Source organism: Photobacterium sp. GSS17, from assembly GCF_028621875.1.
GTDB lineage: Bacteria > Pseudomonadota > Gammaproteobacteria > Enterobacterales > Vibrionaceae > Photobacterium > Photobacterium ganghwense.
In genome coordinates this window covers 2,696,741-2,716,205 of sequence record NZ_CP117517.1, presented here as the reverse complement: position 1 = coordinate 2,716,205, position 19,465 = coordinate 2,696,741, and the positions used below count along the sequence as shown (strand labels likewise).

At 51.3% G+C, this 19,465-nt stretch carries 16 protein-coding genes; 6 read left to right on the top strand and 10 right to left on the bottom strand.

The window, feature by feature from the left end:
* Nucleotides 1-86: 86 nt before the first annotated feature.
* The 5 genes from PGW97_RS12080 to PGW97_RS12060 all read right to left on the bottom strand — a co-directional run bounded on the left by PGW97_RS12080 (nucleotide 87) and on the right by PGW97_RS12060 (nucleotide 5,622).
* Nucleotides 87-740 (bottom strand): trimeric intracellular cation channel family protein, encoded by a 654-nt coding sequence (locus PGW97_RS12080; RefSeq protein WP_047887372.1) that lies wholly within the window; start codon nucleotides 738-740, stop codon nucleotides 87-89.
* A gap of 385 nt (nucleotides 741-1,125) precedes the next feature.
* Nucleotides 1,126-2,436 (bottom strand): outer membrane protein transport protein, encoded by a 1,311-nt coding sequence (locus PGW97_RS12075; RefSeq protein WP_047887371.1) that lies wholly within the window; start codon nucleotides 2,434-2,436, stop codon nucleotides 1,126-1,128.
* 348 nt (nucleotides 2,437-2,784) lie between these two features.
* Nucleotides 2,785-4,035, bottom strand: a complete 1,251-nt coding sequence (locus tag PGW97_RS12070) for an outer membrane protein transport protein (protein ID WP_207103499.1) — start codon at nucleotides 4,033-4,035, stop codon at nucleotides 2,785-2,787.
* 296 nt (nucleotides 4,036-4,331) lie between these two features.
* Nucleotides 4,332-5,063, bottom strand: a complete 732-nt coding sequence (locus PGW97_RS12065) for a DUF3379 domain-containing protein (protein ID WP_217392205.1) — start codon at nucleotides 5,061-5,063, stop codon at nucleotides 4,332-4,334.
* Nucleotides 5,056-5,622 carry a sigma-70 family RNA polymerase sigma factor gene (locus PGW97_RS12060; protein ID WP_273857408.1) on the bottom strand — a complete coding sequence of 189 codons (567 nt, stop codon included), beginning with the start codon at nucleotides 5,620-5,622 and terminating at the stop codon, nucleotides 5,056-5,058. Before PGW97_RS12060 ends, PGW97_RS12065 begins: the two co-directional genes overlap by 8 nt.
* A 575-nt stretch (nucleotides 5,623-6,197) precedes the next feature.
* On the opposite strand from PGW97_RS12060, the gene fadI reads away from it, so the two are divergent.
* A complete protein-coding gene (fadI, locus tag PGW97_RS12055) occupies nucleotides 6,198-7,508 on the top strand; it encodes an acetyl-CoA C-acyltransferase FadI (protein WP_273857407.1) in 1,311 nt (436 codons plus the stop codon).
* Nucleotides 7,508-9,619, top strand: coding sequence for a fatty acid oxidation complex subunit alpha FadJ (fadJ, locus tag PGW97_RS12050; RefSeq protein ID WP_273857406.1), 2,112 nt, complete (start codon nucleotides 7,508-7,510; stop codon nucleotides 9,617-9,619). The genes fadI and fadJ overlap by 1 nt, the downstream gene beginning before the upstream one ends.
* 401 nt (nucleotides 9,620-10,020) lie before the next feature.
* On the opposite strand, the gene PGW97_RS12045 is transcribed toward fadJ, so the two are convergent.
* On the bottom strand, nucleotides 10,021-10,344 hold the full coding sequence (locus PGW97_RS12045; protein ID WP_217392209.1) for a hypothetical protein: 324 nt from the start codon (nucleotides 10,342-10,344) through the stop codon (nucleotides 10,021-10,023).
* Between the two features lie 306 nt (nucleotides 10,345-10,650).
* Nucleotides 10,651-13,416, bottom strand: a complete 2,766-nt coding sequence (locus tag PGW97_RS12040; RefSeq protein WP_273857405.1) for an insulinase family protein — start codon at nucleotides 13,414-13,416, stop codon at nucleotides 10,651-10,653.
* A gap of 389 nt (nucleotides 13,417-13,805) precedes the next feature.
* Here PGW97_RS12040 and sixA point away from each other — a divergent pair, with 389 nt between their 5' ends.
* Nucleotides 13,806-14,279: a phosphohistidine phosphatase SixA gene (gene sixA / locus PGW97_RS12035; RefSeq protein ID WP_047887363.1), complete on the top strand. Its 474-nt coding sequence runs from the start codon at nucleotides 13,806-13,808 to the stop codon at nucleotides 14,277-14,279.
* Nucleotides 14,280-14,375: 96 nt separating this feature from the next.
* Nucleotides 14,376-14,735, top strand: coding sequence for a hypothetical protein (locus PGW97_RS12030; protein ID WP_047887362.1), 360 nt, complete (start codon nucleotides 14,376-14,378; stop codon nucleotides 14,733-14,735).
* A gap of 174 nt (nucleotides 14,736-14,909) precedes the next feature.
* Here PGW97_RS12030 and smrB read toward each other — a convergent pair whose 3' ends face one another.
* Complete coding sequence (smrB, locus tag PGW97_RS12025; protein ID WP_273857404.1) at nucleotides 14,910-15,440, bottom strand: endonuclease SmrB; 531 nt, start codon at nucleotides 15,438-15,440, stop codon at nucleotides 14,910-14,912.
* A gap of 53 nt (nucleotides 15,441-15,493) precedes the next feature.
* Here smrB and prmB point away from each other — a divergent pair, with 53 nt between their 5' ends.
* Complete coding sequence (gene prmB, locus PGW97_RS12020) at nucleotides 15,494-16,426, top strand: 50S ribosomal protein L3 N(5)-glutamine methyltransferase (protein WP_047887360.1); 933 nt, start codon at nucleotides 15,494-15,496, stop codon at nucleotides 16,424-16,426.
* A gap of 127 nt (nucleotides 16,427-16,553) precedes the next feature.
* Here the strand turns inward: prmB and queC are convergent, their stop codons facing one another.
* A complete protein-coding gene (gene queC / locus PGW97_RS12015; protein WP_047887359.1) occupies nucleotides 16,554-17,252 on the bottom strand; it encodes a 7-cyano-7-deazaguanine synthase QueC in 699 nt (232 codons plus the stop codon).
* Nucleotides 17,253-17,498: 246 nt separating this feature from the next.
* On the bottom strand, nucleotides 17,499-18,566 hold the full coding sequence (locus PGW97_RS12010; protein ID WP_047887358.1) for a PLP-dependent cysteine synthase family protein: 1,068 nt from the start codon (nucleotides 18,564-18,566) through the stop codon (nucleotides 17,499-17,501).
* A gap of 136 nt (nucleotides 18,567-18,702) precedes the next feature.
* Between PGW97_RS12010 and PGW97_RS12005 the strand changes: the two genes are divergently transcribed.
* The gene (locus tag PGW97_RS12005) at nucleotides 18,703-19,176 is read left to right on the top strand and encodes an Lrp/AsnC family transcriptional regulator (RefSeq protein ID WP_047887357.1); all 474 of its coding nucleotides are present in this window, start codon (nucleotides 18,703-18,705) and stop codon (nucleotides 19,174-19,176) included.
* Nucleotides 19,177-19,465 lie beyond the last annotated feature (289 nt).

Sequence of the window (19,465 nt, the reverse complement as noted above, 5' to 3'; positions counted from 1 at the left end):
GCGTTTTTGTTTGGGTGATTTTGTTTCGATATGTCTTCAGTGAGAGGGCGGAAGAGAGCCCTCTTTACTACTGCTTTTTGTCAGAGTTATGCGTTGTGCTCGAGCTTCTTTTGGCTGTCGCCCTCCGACTCTGTTTCTTCAATACGAAACACCGGCAGGCGCCAACTGAATTTCACAGCTGCCATTCTCAAAATAAATCCGACCACTAAGGTGCTGATTGTAACCAGTGTTTCTTCTAGCCCGAAGTGCAACAGGCCATAGTACATACAGCCAGCAAAGAAAGAGACCGAAGCATACAGCTCTTTGTGCAGTACCAGTGGCTGGCGACGACAGATCAGGTCGCGCAGCAACCCGCCAAATACCCCAGTGACCACTGCAGCAACGACGCAGATCAGGGGAGAAAGCCCCATATCCATCGCAATACGGCAGCCGATAATACTGAATACGATCAGGCCGAGTGAATCCAGCAGGACAAACACCTTATGGAAACGGACAACCAGAGGGGCGATCAGCGTGGTCAGCAAGCCTGCCAGACAGGTAATGGCCAGGTATTGCGGATTAGCGACCCAACCCAGCGGATAGTGTCCCAGCAGAATGTCCCGAACCGTCCCGCCACCAATGGCCGTCGCGCTGGCCACTAACATCACCCCGAACCAGTCCATATGGCGACGTCCTGCTGCCAGAGCGCCGGTCATTGCTTCAGCGGTGATACCAATAATATAAAGAGTTGTTAACAACATGAAAACAAATGATGGTAAATTGAATGCGTTAAGATATTGGTGATTGTAAGTAGCGGTATATTTGGCGTCGAATGAAATGTTTGCAAATAAGCATGAATATGGTTCATGTATTGGTGGGGTGAAGATGTCGAAAATAGTCTATTACCTCGACATGAATCACAAAAATGTGTCGCAGAGGGATTCGACGATGAGTTCATGACGATCAGAGAAAGGGAACGGGTGCCGCATTGGAGAAGAAGCGATTACATGTCGTTCATTTTGCCGCTATACAAAGAAACCAACACAACAAAGATAATGCTGAAACAAACAGAGCACCAAAACAAAGAGAGCGCCGAAGCGCTCTCTTGATTCCGTTAAATTTAACGGGAACATTGAGGCGAGGTTATCAGAAACGATAGTTCGCCTGCACGCCCAGCAACCAAACACTGCCGGTGGTTTCACCTTTGAAGGAGATTGGCAGGCCTTTGATGTTTTCCTGCTCTTCCATTGGGGCATCTTTAGCAAAGATATAAGTGAAACCCGCATCAAAGCTCAGGTTTGAAGACCACTGGTAGCCAGCACCCAGGCTCAGCCACAGACGATCAGTTTCCGGGATCGTCTGGGTACGGTGCTTTTCGCTGACAGCGGAGGTGTCATAAGCCACACCGGTACGCAGAGCCAGCTGGTTCGTGTACTGGTAAGTCGCACCCAGAGCGATGCGATAGTTATCTTCCCAGTTTTCTTCTTTAATCAGATCCGGGCTGTTCGGATATGTCGGAATATCAGCAACCAGCTTGTCGAAAGTGCTCCAGTCAGTCCAGTTGAAGCTGGCATGCATAGCCAGTTTATCAGTCAGTTGATGGAAGCTTGACAGCTCAGCGGTCGCTGGAAGCGTCAGATCCATGCTGCCAGGGCGAGTCATGCCGTACATCACACCAGATGCTTCGCCAGACAGTGTCAGATCCACTGCGGAACGGTAATTGACGCCGACACGGTGATTTGGATTGATCTGCCAGGCCATACCCAGCTGCCAGCCCCATGCCGTATCGTCACCTTCCATGTACTTCAGATCCTGACCGCGCAGTTTGTCAAATTGCCCTGCCAGTTGCGGGTTGGCTTGAAGCATGGATGCCATACTGGCAGGCAGTGAACCTGGCATAGCAGCGCCAAAGTGACCTTCACCCATAACATAACGAATACCACCGCCCACGCTGAATTGGTCATTCACTTTGTAAGCAAGGTTTGGGTTGATCTCAACAGTTTTGACCATTGCCTGGTTACCAAACAGGGTCGCATAGAAGTCGCCACCCAGCTCGGTTTCCATACCGTAATTGGTTGCAACGGCCAGACCCGCTACCAACTGATCGTTGATTTGGTGAGACAGGTAAAAGTTAGGAATCACAGCAGAATGCGCGATATCTTTCGCTTCCGTTGTGGCTACAGTGTGACCAGCGACAGATAGGTCGCCTTTTACATCGATGTTTGGATCAACGTAAATGGCACCGGCAGAGATTTGTGTACCTTTCAGGTAGGTCAGCATTGCCGGATTGCGGAATTGTGCACTGGCGTTGTCTGCCATTGCAGCTTCACCGGCAAAAGCACGGCCAAGGCCGGTTGCAGAATACTCAGCCAGCTGGAAACCGGCGGCAAATGCATTGGCGCTCATGCCCAGAGTCAGGGCTGCTGTCAGTGAAAGTGTAATTTTGTTCTTGTTCATCAATCTATTTTGTTCGCTGAAATCGAATAGCGCGCATCATACGCCTCCGTCAGTAAGCGTTAAGCCAAACGGGTATTTCTTTTTTATTTAAAAATTAAAATCTGTTTTTATTTTAATTTGCGGTTTTATATATGGTAAATAGTGAGCAATGAGTTCTGGTCGGATGAGATTTCAGCGTACGCATGTACTTGCAATGGCGGGTTTCAGCGATTGTGTGTTCGCTGAAAATGGCGTGTAAAGTTATAGGTATGTTGCAAATGATCTTATCAATCATTGGTTTAATAGCTAAATAAAAAGGGAGAGCCATTGGCTCTCCCTGATATTTCCTACTGGTTCTGTTCGCTCAAATTAGAAAGAGCGGCTGTACTGAACACCGTATAGCCATGCGTTAGCACGGGTAGTCGCTGTCACTGTACCCAGAAGTGGGTTGGATTCTGAGGCACGCACGTCTTCACCACGTAGGTAAGTTACACCCACATCGATGTTTGACTTGCTGTCCAAATGGTACGTGAAGCCGCCTGAGAACCACTGACGGTCTGAATCCGGTACAGAGATTGACGTGCGGTTATCCTGAGCGCTGGTGTCGTACATGTAACCGGCACGCAGAGTCCAGTCTTTGTTCATGTAGTAAGTACCACCGATCGCGTAATGCCAGCCATCCTGCCACTCATAGGTATTCAGGTTATAACCGTTTGTGGTTTCCAGTTGATCAAATACACTCCAGCCAATCCATTGAACGCTGTAGTGTACAGCAAATTTAGGGTTCAGCTTGTGGTAACCCGAGAATTCCACCATATCAGGTAGCGGGATTTTCAGTTCGCTGTTGGAGATGTCGCCGCCAGCGTAATGCATGTCGCCATCTACTTTCAGTTCTGGGCTGTAACGGTATGACAGACCAAAGCGGTTGTCTTCATTCAGCTCGTAAACGGTACCCAGGTTGAAGCCGAAACCAACACCGTCAGCATCAATGTCGACCAGGCTCATTTCAGGGGTGGTCATACCGCCGGTATTTGGAATTTCAGCTGCTGGCATGTAACGCTTTAGCTTACCAGCGCCATAAATCACATCCACACCACCACCAACACTCCACTGTTGGTTCAAGCGGTAAGAGGCGCTCAGTGCCAGGTTAACGCTTTTCACGTCGGTCAGGCCGCCAAAGGCATTCGCTGCATAGTCGCTGCTGAACTCAGTTTTGGTGCCGAAATTGGAATACAGGCCAGCACCCACGGTAAATTTATCGTTGATTGGATGGATGTAGTAAATGTTTGGCGCATAGGAAGTGTCGCCAACCTGTTGAGAACCCAGGTCACCAGTCAGGAACGGGTTGGTTGACTGGTAACTTCCGTTTTTAACTTTGATATCAGTATCAATAGCATTGATACCCAGAGACAGTGCCGGCTTGTCGAACAGTGACATTGCTGCGGCGTTACGTGCCATGACGGAGGCATTGTCGGCAATTACGGCATCACCGGCAAATGCACGGCCCAGACCTGTTGCTGATTGCGCATTCAGCTGGAAACCTGCTGCCAGTGCTTGTTGAGAAGCCAGAGTAACTGCCACAGTTACTACAGACTTGGAAAACAGACGCTTCTTATTCATATTTATAATTATTCCGATTTTTTGGATGTTTTTCTCTGCTTTTTTAAGCAGAAGGCGCGTGATTGTATTGATGGAACGAATCTCATCAAATCAGACCAGTTAGCTGAAGATGGGCGAAATTAGACGCAAAACAGGCAGTTGGTGAAGGTTTGAACAATAATCCCCGCCTGTGCAGGGGGTTTGTATGGTTATCCATATGAAAAGTAAGTGAAATATTGTGACACAAAAAAACCTGGCTTCAAGTTGCCAGGCTTTTTTGTCGCTAAGGGGAGAAAAGCGTCAAAATGCGTGAGTTGTCATATTTCCCACTTCAGATCCGCTTCCAGTGTCCGGGCGATAGGGGCAACATCCTGTCCTTTTTCTCCGAGTACGATCAGGCTGGCATCTCGGGTGGGTAACACCACGCCACTCATGGTGTTATCACTGAAAGTGGTCATTCTCTGGCTCGTAACCGGCACAATGAACACCGTGACTTTACCGTGCTGAGTTGACATCACCATATGCAGGGCATTTTGATCGCCAAAACCGCAGTGGTTTACATAATAAATGTGTCCCGGCAGTGAGGTCAGCTGCGAGCCGAATGGGGACAGTTTCGCATTCACCTGAGTCAGCGACACTGCTTCATCAATGTGATCGATAAATGGCGCTTCGTTGTAAACATGCTCCAGTGCCAGGTTTGCGATTTCATTGTGCGGGTGTGCCGTGAAAATCCCCTGGGTGTACTGGCCAGACAATAAGCCGAAAATGAAAGCAACTGACGCGGCCATGGCAATCAGTGTCTTGGGTTTCCACATTTTAAGGTTCCAGGGTGACTTGTTGCTGGCCTGTCCGGTTTGGCGAAACAGAATGCGATCGGCTAAATCATCCGGCACATCCACTTTCATGGCTTTTTCTAATTGGCTGTCGAGTGCCAGTAGTTCATCTGACAACTTACGGTTTGCCAGTGAAGCGTTGCGTGCGTTAATCATCTCCTGGCTGTTGTCGTTCGGATCGGCCAGCAGACGACGTCTGAATTCTAAATCATCCATTATGTTGACCCCTCTGCTCTGACTGCTTTTCTATCTGCTCTTTCAGCTGGTTTCTGGCGCGGAACAAACGTGTCATGACGGTATTACGATTCAGTCCCAAAATGTCGGCAATCTCATCGCCGTTAAATCCTGCCATTACCTGAAGCACAAGCGGTTCGCGATATTCCGGAGCCAGCTTCATGATTTGCCTGCGCAGCATTTGTAGCTCGGCGTCCTGTTCGTTGCCATATTGCTGGGTATCAGCCAGGGCATAATCGTCGATATCGACCAGATCCAACTGCTTCCTTTCAAAACGGCGTGCATTCTCCCGCCGCAAGATGGTGATCAACCAGGATTTGGCTGCACTGTCATCCTGCAAACTGTCGAGAGAGCGCCAAGCGCGTAAACAGGTTTCCTGAACCAGATCTTCCGCGATATGCGGGTCGTGGCACAGCCAGTAGGCATAGCGGTACAGGTCCCGATGCCAGGCCCGAACCAGGGCCTCGTAACGTCTTTGTTTATTCATATCCACAGAGACCGAGGCATCTGGCTTTTTCTTACGAAAAAAATGCTTAATCATAAAAATTGCCTATTAATGAGCAGAACATTGCCAGAAAAATGGAGGTTTAACGCAATGATCTCGCGATTCATCCAATAATCCGCCTTAAAATTGATCTGGTTCAAATTGTGTCTTGGCGAGAAAGCTATAGTAGTCCTCGTCATCTGATATTAAGCAGTGGCAAACGAGCCGGGGATTAGGTTCGTGAACCAAGGGTTAGTATCTGTTGAGCAAGATGACAACTTCCTTTTGAAGGCTGACTTTACTTTCTCCTATCAGGCTTGCCTGATTTGCAATTGGCTTTACGTTAATTGACTTATGCTATACATGGATTGCTTTCCGTGTAGATTATAACCATACCGTTTCGGTATGGTTTTTTTTTATCTCTACTTTTCCATCCTGTTGTTTTTCCTTTTCTGGCACGCGGCTGAAAAAGCCTGACAAACTGAGAATTCTTTGAGCGTTGCGGATCTCTCAATTTTTTAAACATTTGTTTGTTTCTGATAACAAACGAATTACAATTGACGTGGTCTGACCTCTAGTATCTGTTTGGGCTCATGCCCTGACGCTCAACTCATGAAGAATAAGGAGTAGCGATGACACGTCTCCAGAATCTCACCACGCGACAGGGTGAGCGCATCGCCGTAGTAAGTGGATTACGTACCCCGTTTGCCCGCCAGGCAACGGCCTTTGATGGCGTGCCAGCGCTGGATATGGGCAAGATGGTTGTCAGTGAAATGCTGCAACGGGTGGATATTGACCCTAAGCTCATCGATCAGGTGGTGTTCGGCCAGGTCGTACAAATGCCGGAAGCGCCGAACATTGCACGTGAAATTGTGCTGGGCACCGGCATGAACATTCACACCGATGCCTACAGTGTAACCCGTGCCTGTGCCACCAGTTTTCAGGCCGCAGCCAACGTGGCGGAAAGCATCATCTCCGGCACCATTGATATCGGTATTGCCGGTGGTGCGGACTCTTCCTCTGTTCTGCCGATTGGGGTGTCAAAACATCTGGCGGCAACCTTGCTGGCACTGAGCAAAGCCAAAACCATGAGCAAGCGTCTGAAGCTGCTGAGCAAATTGAGCGTTAAAGATTTGATGCCGGTACCGCCAGCCGTCGCCGAGTATTCGACGGGCCTGAGTATGGGGCAAACGGCAGAGCAGATGGCCAAAACTCACGGGATCAGTCGAGCTGAGCAGGATGCTCTGGCACACCGCTCCCATAGTCTGGCTGCCAAAGCCTGGAATGAAGGCTTGATCCGAGATGAAGTGCTGACCGCTTTCCCTGAGCCTTACCGTCAGTGGATCGACAAAGATAACAACATTCGCGAAGACTCAACGCTGGAAGGCTATGCCAAGCTGCGCCCGGCATTCGACCGTAAGTTTGGTTCGGTCACGGCGGCAAATGCCACGCCGCTGACGGATGGTGCTGCGGCCATTCTGCTGATGCGTGAAGGCCGGGCTAAAGAGCTGGGGCTGACGCCGCTGGGGTATATTCGCTCTTACGCATTTGCAGCGATTGGGGTTGAGCAGGACATGCTGATGGGGCCGTCGTACGCCACGCCGCTGGCACTGGATCGCGCTGGCATCACGTTGTCAGATCTGACCCTGATTGATATGCATGAGGCGTTTGCGGCGCAGACGCTGGCAAACGTCAAAATGTTTGGCTCCAAGCAGTTTGCCCGCGAAAAGCTGGGACGCAGCGATGCCATTGGTGACATTGATATGGATAAGTTTAATGTGCTGGGAGGCTCCATTGCCTACGGTCACCCGTTTGCCGCGACCGGCGCTCGGATGATTACTCAGACCCTGCGTGAATTACAACGCCGCGGGGGAGGACTGGCACTGAATACCGCTTGTGCCGCAGGTGGACTGGGCGCAGCGATGATTCTGGAGGCCGAATAATGACTGAACAAGCATCCGCATTTACCTTAACTTATGCCGATAATGGGATTGCCTGGCTGAAAATTGATGTGCCGGACGAGAAAATGAATACCCTACAGGCCGCCTTCAGTGAGCAGGTCACGGCTGTGCTCAATGAGCTCAAAGGTAAAAACGACCTGAAAGGTATGGTGGTGTATTCCGGCAAGCCGGATAACTTCATCGCCGGTGCTGATATCCGTATGCTGGCTGCCTGCACCACGACCGCAGAAGCGCAGGCTCTGGCAGAGCAGGGACAGCAGTTGTTTGATCAATTGGAAGCCCTGCCATTCCATACCGTTGCCGCTATTCACGGTCCGTGCCTTGGGGGCGGCCTGGAGCTGGCACTGGCCTGTCATAGCCGTGTGTGCTCTGATGACGATAAAACCCGACTGGGTCTGCCTGAAGTGCAACTGGGATTGCTGCCGGGCTCTGGTGGTACGCAGCGTCTGCCTCGCCTTATTGGGGTGGCCGTTGCGCTGGATATGATTCTGACCGGAAAGCAGTTACGAGCCAAAAAAGCCAAAAAACTGGGCGTGGTGGACGAGTCTGTGCCGCACAGCATTTTGCTGGACGTTGCAGAACAGCGCGCACTGCAGCCGAAGCCAAAACGTCACCTGGCACTGAAAGATCGCATGATGGGCAGCTCGCTCGGGCGCTCTGTGGTGTTTGATCAGGCTGCGAAGCAAACCCGAGAGAAAACCCGCGGCAATTACCCGGCAGCCGACGCGATTCTGGACGTGATCAAATATGGCCTGCAGCATGGCATGAAAAAGGGCCTGGAGCTGGAGGCCAAGCGCTTTGGTGAGCTGGTGATGTCACCGGAGTCGGCGGCGTTGCGCAGCATCTTCTTTGCCACCACGGCAATGAAAAAAGAGACAGGTTCAGAGGCCGAGCCGCATCCGATCCGTCAGGTGGGTGTGCTGGGCGGTGGCCTGATGGGCGGCGGGATCAGCCATGTTACTGCCACCAAAGCCGGGTATCCGGTTCGTATCAAAGACATCAGCAACGATGGCATCCTGAATGCGCTGTCCTACAACTATAAGCTGCTGGATAAGAAGCGTAAGCGCCGTATTATCAGCAAGGCAGAACTGCAAAAGCAGATGCTGTCGATCGGTGGCGGCATTGACTACACCGCCTTTGATCGGATGGATGTGGTGGTGGAAGCGGTGTTTGAAGATTTGAAACTCAAGCATCAGATGGTGAAAGAGATTGAAGCGAATGCCAAGCCGGCCACGATTTTTGCCACCAATACATCATCGCTGCCTATCCATCAGATCGCAGAAGCGGCGGAACGCCCGCAAAATGTAGTGGGTTTGCATTACTTCAGTCCGGTTGAAAAAATGCCGCTGGTGGAAGTGATTCCCCATGAAGGCACCTCGCAGGAAACCATCGCGACGGTGGTGGCGTTGGCCAAGAAGCAGGGCAAAACCCCGATTGTGGTGGGCGATACCGCCGGGTTCTACGTTAACCGGATTCTGGCTCCGTACATGAACGAGGCGGCCAATGTGCTGCTGAGCGGTGAGCCGATTGAGCACATTGATACGGCATTGCTGGACTTTGGTTTCCCGGTCGGACCTATCACGCTGCTGGATGAGGTTGGCGTGGACATTGGCGCTAAAATCATGCCGATACTGGTGAGTGAGCTGGGCGAGCGTTTCCAGGGGCCGGATGTGTTCGATACATTGCTGAACGACGGTCGAAAAGGGCGCAAGAGCGGCAAGGGTTTCTATCTGTACGACAGCAAGAAGAAAGCGGTCGATAAGAGCGTTTATAAACTTCTGGGATTGGATCCGGAGCAGAAAGCTGACGGTCAGACCATCGCTATGCGCTGTACTCTGATGATGCTGAACGAAGCGGCACGCTGTCTGGATGAAGGTGTAGTGCGCTCTGCCCGTGATGGCGATATCGGCGCTATTTTTGGGATTGGCTTTCCACCGTTCCTCGGTGGCCCGTTCCGCCACATGGATCAGCTGGGCATTGACCGGGTGGTTGAAATGCTCAACGAGCACGCGAATAAATACGGCGAGCGGTTCAAGCCGTGTGACAAACTGGTTGCTATGGCGCAAGAAGGGCAGGTTTTCTATCCGGCTTAATCGTTGCGGTGGCAGACTATTGCTGTGCTAAGAGTAAAACCAATCAGGCCTGTCAGATGACAGGCCTTTTTTTATGGTGCCGTATACTCGTGGTAGGACAGCTGAGTGAAAGGGTGCTTGATGAGCTAAGCCGCTTTGTGAGCCAGGCCTTTCTGTGAACCAAGCCGTTTTCATCGCTAGGACTATTAGTGAGCCAAGCCTCTGAGTGAGCATAGCGGCTTGGTGCACATGTGTCAGGGCGCTTGAATTTCAGGGTGATTGCATTTGAATGCCTTGGACCTTGGCTTTCTTTGACCTTGGTTTTCTTTGACTTCGGGTATCTTCGAGTCCGAGAATAACTGGCTTAAGTATCATTAGCTTCGAGTCTCTTTGTGTATCACAAGCAACCCTTGGCACGGTGGTCAGTCCGATGTTGGCTGGTTTTCGGGCTGTGAGAGCGGAGACAGGTCGAGCAGGCGCAAGCGGAAAAACCGCTCGATGAGCATAGGGCGAAGCAGGTGGTAAGACAGCATGACCACAACCATGGCAATGAAAATATTCATGCCAGCGGCCATCATCAGCACCGGAGTGAAGAGCGTGATAAAGCCCAGTGCATACAGCATGATATCGGTTTCATTGTGGGACAAGGCGCCGTGGCAGTGGGGACAGATAAAATAATCGTCGTACTGGCGGAGCGACGGCGCCGAAATCGGGTGGCGGCACTGAGGGCAATGCTGGGTATTCAATGTGCTGTTCTCCAGGAATACTTGTTATAAACGTGTAGTGGGATATCCATAACGGTCGTGGTGTGGTACCCGCAAGCATAGTTACCATTTCTCCCCGAACCGTTCCGCGCATTATGGAACTGACTTCACGTTAATAAGGCGGATTAGACTTCATAAAGATTAAGGAATGAACAACTGAAATCCGCTAAAACCCCGTCAAATTTGCGCAAAAACCAACAAAAGCTATCAATATCAAATGGATGCAAATAAAAAGCCCTTCCCGGTTCTGATGCCGGAAAGGGCGATGGCTGGCGCAGGAAACGCGGTTTAGCGGGCTTTCTTCTGGAACTTCTCAACAGAATCAATGGGTTTGCCAATCAACATCGGTTCCAGGTTACTGTGAGCCTGGCCCTGGCTGTGCATGACAATTCGGTTTGCAGTCCGTGGTTTCACCACTTCCACAATGAAGCGCACCATATCCGCGCGGGTAAGCTTGCTCAACTCCTGTGCCACTTTTTGCCGCTGGTTAAAAGCTTCATCTTTATTGCCGATGCTGACCCAAAAGCGCTGGGCACGGGCTCGCAGATTGGTATCAGGTTCAGAAATCTGGGCAATCAGCCCTTGCTTCGATGCCTGCCACTGCGCTTCATTGAGTTCCAGCAGCACCAGGGCAAACGCATTGGTAAACTCATCGATGGCTTCGAGCAACTGCGTGGGTGCCGCGATAGGGGATTGGATATACAGAATCAGTCCCGGATGACGATTAAGCGGCAGATTGGCGGTGCCAACCATATAACCCAGTTGCTGGCGGGTGCGCAGTTCATGGAAGAAGGTTGACGACATCAGATGATTGGCCAGGGTGTAAATCGCAATTTTGCGCGGATTCGTCTGGCGGGACTGGTAATACATCAGCAGCGCCGAATCGGCATGGTCACACTGAACCTCTTTGCGTAGGGTGCCGCAGTTGCCCAGTCTGACCAGCGGACGCTGAGATTCGCCATAAAGTTGATCGGTCACCCGGAATGCATCTTTCAGGATCTCGGCCAGTGCCAGCGCATCGGACTCCAGCCAGTCGCCGTAAATGAAGGTATCAATGTGCAGCTCGGCAAACATGGCTTCCACAAACGCCGGCAGCTCATCCACCGTAATGGTTTCCAGCGCTTCAATCAGCACCGGATAAGGTGGGTTGTGTGGCTGCAGCAGGCCGGTCAGATCATTGAACAGCTGAGAGATCGGCTTATCCTGTGCGGCATTGCGCCAGTTACGCAGCATCTGTGCCTTGATGTTATTGAAGCGATCCTGGTTGAACTCCCGGTTGGCGAAGCGATCCAGCATCAGCTTCAATAGCAGCGGTTGCTTTTCGCTAAAGCCGGATAATTGCAGCGTGACGCCGCCCTGATGGGCATACAGGTTGTAAGACATTCCAGCAATTTCAGCCGGATAGGCCGTTTCATTGATGGCATCGAGCAACATTTCCACGCACAGGCGGGTTTTGACAATGTTGCGGGATGAACTGACCGCATGCGGACTGTCAATGGCGACATAGACAATCCCTTTCGGCACGCGAAACTCGTGTTCCTGCTTGTACCACAGACGAAAGCCCGGCAGTTCCTGAATCAGTTGTGGCGGCTTGTCGGCACCCGGCTGCAGGGCATGCGGATCGAAACGTTCACTCAGGAACGGGTTGGCTTCCGGTAACTGCATCGATGGATCAGTGTCGGGTTCACGCCATTGTGCCAGTTGCTTGTCGGTAAACGGTGTGACGCTGTACGGGGTGTGATACCACTGGGCTACCCGGTCATACTCCAGGCCCTGCGCAACCAGCACCAGCCGCATGTTGTCCGGGGTCAGGAAGTCCAGCAGCTCCTGAATCAAAGCCGGTGCGTATTCCGCCATCATGTAATCGCCGTAGATGATATCTTCCGGGGCGTAGTGCAGCAGGTTCATCACCAGGTAGCTGGCGGTATCGAGCGGACGGCTTTTTTCCTGATAGCGGAACGCCATCTCCAGCACCGCCCGTTTTTCCTGATAACGCCACTCATCCAGCCCGCGTTCGCGGATCAGGTTGATGTACTGAAACACTGCCGTCACGATATCGTCCACATGCTCCATCCCGTGTGGGGTCAGGTTCAGGCTGATGGTAAATTCGCGGAAGTTACTGCCGCTGACTCCTCCGCCCGCCGCGAGGGTGTTAATCAGGCCGCTTTTTTTCAGTACGGACATCAGGCTGCCGGTGCCTTCATTTCCCAGCAGGTGAGCAATGTAGGAGAGCGGCTTCTGGCGGTAATAGCCGTCAACCGATGGCAACGCAAAGGACAGGGTCAGTTTGCGGACTTCCTTCAGCGGTTCAATGGCAATGAACTGGCGACTTTCGTTGTCGGTCACCAGTGGCACCGGGATCGGTGTTTTTTGTCGGCCGTGATTGGGGATGTCACTGAAATAGGTGTGGGCAAAAGATGCCAGCTCATCCAGAGATTGCGGGCCCAGCAGCACCAGCCCCATCAGATTGGCAGAGTAATGTTGTTGATAAAACTTCATCAGCTCCGTACGGACCGGCTTGTTCTGGCGGTCTTCAAGTGTGGTGATGTCCCCGACCGAAAATTTGGCGAACGGGTGGGACGGATTCACGGTTTCTTTATGCACCTGATACAGGCGGCGAACATCGTCACGCAGCTTGAGCTTGTACTCAGAATCGACGGCATTACGTTCTTTATCGACGGCATCTTCATTAAACAGCGGCGCGGTAAAAAACTGCCCGAAGCGATCCAGTCCTTCAGAAAAAGCATGGGGGCTGACTTCAAAAAAATAGGTGGTGTTTTCTGTCCCGGTCCAGGCATTGTTGCTGCCGCCGCTCTGGTTAATAAAGGTCTGAAACTCACCGACACGCGGGTATTTCTCGGTACCGAGAAACAGCATGTGCTCAAGAAAATGTGCCATGCCCTGGCGATCCAGGGGATCGTCAAAATGACCGACTTTCACAGACAAGGCAGCAGCAGAACGTGGGGCTTCTTCATCATGTACCAGTAACACCTTCAGCGAATTCGGTAAGGTGAGATAGCGATACTGCTTAGGGTCATTGGGACTTGTGTGCACGGGGAGCGCCTATTTTTCTGAGGGGAAGTAAAGTAATTATGACGCTCAATAGAGGTGCTGGCAAATGAATCCCAGGTTAATGGGTGAAGAAACAAAAGCTTAGTTGCACTGGGGTTATACGGGGCTCTCTGGGTTTCCAGGCTTCTTGTGGACGCGGGGATAACCGAGATCACGTATCGCTCATGCTGTGATGAGAATGTCTGTTTTCGCTGAGGGGTTCTTGCTAGCATAGTCGCAGGTAACCGGAGCGAGTGTCAGCACAGGCGGACAGTGCCCCGGGACCGGATAAGAAGCCTGATTGATCGATTCCACAGAGCCACCAGTAATGACAATTAAAGTGCCGGGGAGTGTCGCCACTGCCGGGAATCGACCGTACTAATGGAAGAATTATGCGAATTTATATCATGCGTCACGGGGAAGCGGAGACATTCGCTTCGTCTGACGCCGAGCGGTCGCTGACCGAACGTGGTGAGCGGCTGTCAGCGCAAATGGCTGAACAGCTTGCGCCTCAGCTGACAACTGGCCTGGATCTGGTCTGGGTCAGCCCGTACCTGCGTGCGCAGCAGACCTGGCAGGCGATGGCATCAGCGTTGCCTGAGCCGAAACGTTTGATGGACGTGGAGGAAATCACGCCGTACGGTGACGCTGAGCATGTGGCCGCCTACCTCAAAGCCATGATCACAATTGAGCAGCCGGAGACAGTATTGCTGGTGTCTCACCTGCCATTAGTGGGCTACCTGACCGCAGAGCTGGTGGCCGGCATGCAGCCGCCAATGTTTATTACCTCCTCAATCATTGCGATCGATTTTCTGCCGGAAACCGATGCTGGTGAGTTTTTGTGGCAAGCCAACCCTGAAGGTTAATGGCTCAGTCGGTATCCGGTTATTTTCCTCAAGTTTTTCAGCCGGATGCCGATAGCTCTTTCTATTAGAGCCATCATTTCCTGATTACAAACCACCATGAAAATAAAACCATCTTTGATTTTGGGGACTGTGTTGTTAGCAGGTTGTGCGAACACGTCCTCGGGGCCGGGGATTCACGCAAATGGCGCCATTAAATGGGCCAATGGTGTGACCGAAGAAATGCACATTTCAGCGTCAGGCAGCAGTCTGACCTTTGCCGCCCCACCGAGCCTGTTCCGTTCCGAAGGCATTGCCATTTTTTCCCGGATTGACAGCGCCCGAAACGGTAACTGCGAGCATTATTACAGTGAGCAGGCGATGAAAACCCGAATGCAGATTTGTGATAACGGGGAAGTGGTGTTAATTGTGGAAGGCAAAGTGGCGAATGTCGGAGCCATGGCGCGCTACACTTATTAACGAGTTACACCTATTAACCGCGCTACACTTACCTAACCAATATTCTGTGGGCTTGGAGCGTTTAATAGCCCGTCATGTTTAATATGGGTAGGAGAGATGAGGGCAAGGCAAGGGGCAAACCTTACCTTGTGGCTCCTTGGCGGCGAAATCCTGCTGAGCAAAGGCAGATGAGGGCTATTTTTCCGGAATATCCAGCAGGACCAGCAGGGCACCATCGCCCCCAAATTCCAGCGGGGCCTGATGAAATGCCAGAACATCGGGATGTTGGGCGAGCCAAAGCGGCGTTTTTTGTTTCAAAATGTGTTTGCCAATCCCGTGCATCACGCAACAGCAGGTGATGTCTTCTTTCAGACACGCAGCTATCATGGCAGCGAGTTCGCGTTTGGCTTCCTGCTGTGTCATGCCATGCATATCAAGGTACATGTCCGGAACATAGACGCCGCGGCGGAGTTTTTTGACTTCGTATTTAGACACCCCTGTACGGGCATAATGGGTCGGCCCGTTTTCATTCAAGTGCGGTTCGAACTCATCGGAAAAATAAAATTCGTGATTTTGTGCTTCTTTTGTAGAGACTTTCGGCGTATCCGACTTTGTGATCTGTCGGCGTGGCGCGATTATGGTATCATTTGATATCTTTTTTACGCCCTTAACCGCTTCCTGGAAGAGTGCAAAATCGTCATCCAGGTTAAAATCTTTTTTGCTCATACTGAATTTCCAACAACTTTATAGCGGTATTGTAGCGCCATTCGGAGGCTATTTTGGATAAGATTTTTGTCGACGAAGCCGTCAACGAATTACACACATTGCAGGACATGCTACGTTGGACGGTCAGCCGTTTCAATGCTGCTGGTCTTTTTTACGGTCATGGTACCGATAACGCCTGGGATGAAGCGGTGCAGCTGGTGCTGCCTACGCTTTACCTGCCACTGGATATTCCGTCGGAAGTCCGCTTTTCCCGCCTGACAAGCAGTGAACGTCACCGTATTGTTGAGCGTGTGATCCGCCGTATTAACGAGCGGACACCGGTCGCTTACCTGACGAACAAAGCCTGGTTCTGCGGCATGGAGTTCTTCGTGGATGAGCGTGTGCTGGTGCCGCGTTCGCCAATCGGTGAACTGATCGAAAACCACTTCGAACCGTTCCTGAAAGAACGTCCGACCCGCATTATGGACCTGTGCACCGGTTCCGGCTGTATTGGTATTGCCTGTGCGCACATGTTCCCGGAAGCGGAAGTTGATATTGTTGATATTTCAACTGACGCGCTGGCGGTGGCAGAACAAAACATTCAGGACCACGGCCTGGAGCAGCAAGTGATCCCACTTCGTTCGGATCTGCTGCGTGATGTACCAAAAGACAAATACGACCTGATCGTGACGAACCCACCTTACGTGGATCAGGAAGACATGGATAACCTGCCGGAAGAATTCCGTCATGAACCGGAGCTGGGTCTGGCGGCCGGTACTGACGGCCTGAAACTGGTGCGTCGTATTCTGGCAAATGCGCCGGATTATCTGAAAGATGACGGTATTCTGATTTGTGAAGTAGGTAATTCCATGATCCATATGGAAGAGCAATACCCGCATATTCCGTTTACCTGGATCGAATTTGAAAATGGCGGCCACGGTGTGTTCATGATGACCCGTGATGAACTGCTGGCCTGTAAAGACGATTTCTCGCTTTACCGCGACTAATTGGTCTGGTTTACGCAATAAAAAAACCGAAGCACTGGCTTCGGTTTTTTTTATTGGATTCGGTGGCGAAAGGAGCGTTTGATAGCTTTTTCACCGGGGAAGGCATTTTATGCCCGTCCGGCCGGTTTTAGGCCTGACCCGAACTCTGCTTGCGTTCCAACTCGGCCATAATGGCTGCCTGGTTAGTCTGGTACTCATCAAGACCGGCTTTACGCAGATCGCATGACGGGCACTGGCCGCAGCCATCACCAATAATGCCGTTGTAGCAGGTCAGGGTTTTCTCACGTACAAAATTCAGTTGGCTGTACTGGTCGGCCAGCGCCCAGGTTTCAGCTTTATTCAGCCACATCAGCGGCGTTTCGATGCGCAACGGACGATCCATACCCAGCACCAGAGACTGGTTAAGGGATTTCACAAACTCATCACGGCAGTCCGGGTAACCGGAAAAATCGGTTTCACACACCCCGGTGATCACCGCTTCGGCGCCTATTTGGTAGGCGTAAATGCCTGCCAGCGTCAGAAACAGGATATTGCGGCCCGGTACAAACGAGTTTGGCAGTCCGTTGGCCTGCAGTTCATGAGAGACTGGAATGTTATCGCGTGTCAGTGAACTGATCGCCAGCTCATTCAGCAAGCCGACATCCATCACTTTGTGGGCGGTGACACCCAGCTCACGGCAGACAGATTCTGCCACTTCAATTTCCAGTTTATGGCGCTGACCATAATCAAAGGTCAGGCAGTGGACTTCATCGTATTGGGCCATGGCCTGGATCAGGCAGGTCGTGGAATCCTGACCGCCACTAAATACAACTACGGCTTTGCGCATGTCTATTTCCTATTTCAGATTCTTACCGAAAAACAGTCGGTAGGTGCTATCAACAAGATAGACCAACAGCAGGTTCTCTATTGGCATCGCCATGCTACCGTAGAGGCTGGCTTGAGGAAAGAGGAAAGAAACCGGTAAGGTGCTGGCAAACCGTGCCGTTTGACAACAAAAAGTCAGCCGCAGGGGCTGACTTTTGAGTGAGGTTTATCGCATATCAGCGATGGTGCGAATGCAGTGGCCGTGGATTTAAATCAGCTGACCGGTCTGTTCAAATTGCTCCAGCTGCGCCAGATAGCCTGAGATGTCACCGATATGTTCCCGGACCCACTCGCTGTTGAAGTAGGTATCAAGGTAGCGTTCACCACTGTCACACAGCAAGGTCACGATCGAGCCGGTTTCGCCCCGTGCTTTCATTTCGCACGCCAGCTGCAACACCCCGTACAGGTTTGTGCCGGTAGAGGCGCCGGCTTTACGACCCAGCAGTTTCTCCAGCCAGTGTACGGTAGCGATACTGGCGGCATCCGGAATAGTGCGCATTTCATCCACCACATCCGGAATAAAGCTCGGTTCCACCCGAGGGCGCCCGATACCTTCAATGCGGCTGCCAGTGGTGCCTTTCAGGGACAGATCACGTGTCCGGTAATACTGATGGAAAACCGAGTTTTCCGGATCCACCACACACAGTTGAGTCGGTTGTTTCTGGTAGCGCAGGTAACGGCCAATGGTCGCCGAAGTACCGCCGGTCCCCGGGCTCATCACAATCCAGCTTGGCACCGGGTGCTCTTCCAGTTTCATCTGCTCAAAAATACTGTTGGCGATATTGTTGTTCCCGCGCCAGTCAGTGGCACGTTCGGCATAAGTGAACTGATCCATGTAATGGCCGTTCAGCTCCTCAGCCAGGCGGCGTGATTCATCGTAAATCTCGCAAGGATTGTCGACGAAATGTGCTTTACCGCCGTAAAACTCGATCTGCTCAATTTTCTTACGGGCAGTACGGCGTGGCACCACTGCAATAAAAGGCAGGCCCAGCAGGCGGGCAAAATATGCCTCAGAAACAGCTGTGCTACCGGAAGATGACTCAATGATTGGCGTATCTTTGCCAATCCAGCCATTGCACAGCGCGTACAGGAACAGCGAGCGTGCCAGACGGTGTTTCAAACTGCCGGTCGGATGCGTGCTTTCATCTTTCAGGTAAATATCAATGCCTTCCAGAACAGGCAGTTCCAGTTTAATGAGGTGGGTATCAGCCGAGCGCTGAAAATCCGCTTCAATTTTACGGATGGCGGTACTGATCCATTGGGCATCGTTACGCATGGGGGAATCCTTCTGACTACGCGGGTCTACTGCAATTGATATAGTCATAATCTAATCCCAAAACAGGAAAAATTCTTTGCTATATTTACTCTAAAAATGCTATAAAAGAGAAAATTTTTCTATGTAACTTATTTTTATGAGTAAAGTATTACCTTCTCTGGATGAAACCGATCGTACCTTGCTCCGAATGCTGCAAGATGACAGCACATTATCACTGGCGGAACTGGCAGAAGCTGTGAATCTGACCACGACTCCTTGCTGGAAACGGCTGCGCAGGCTGGAGGAAAACGGCGTATTGCGCCAGAGGGTTGCTCTGCTGGATCCGGCCAAGCTCGGCTTGTCCTTCACCGCGTTCGTGCAAATCAAAACCAGTAACCATTCCAGGGAGTGGTATCACTGTTTTGTAGAGACGGTTACGGAATTTCCTGAAGTGACCGAGTTCTACCGTATGGCCGGTGATTACGATTATCTGATGAAGGTGCAGGTGGCTGATATGGCCGCGTTTGATCAGTTTTACAAGAAGCTGGTAAACAGTATTGAGGGGTTGACCAAAGTGACCTCGACATTTGCGATGGAGCCGTTGAAATATACGACTGCTTTGCCGCTTTAATCCCCTGTACAAAAAAGCATATTCGCCCTGTTTTCTATAAGATTGCAGCCAATCGCAGGGTTTTTTATAAATGTCACTCTAGTTGGTTGAATTATATCCGTTTTCTCAGATAATAATTCTGTTCTCATTGTGTTTTCTTACAGTGCGCCGGCTTTTCTTCGTCGGCCCTTCTTTACGCAGTGCATGGATGCGTATCTCGTCTTCTGAGTTTGTCTTACAGGGCAATTGCTGCTCTGACCAACTTTGATTCATCATAAATGAAGGTATTGCCTGTTTCTGTGGAGGGACT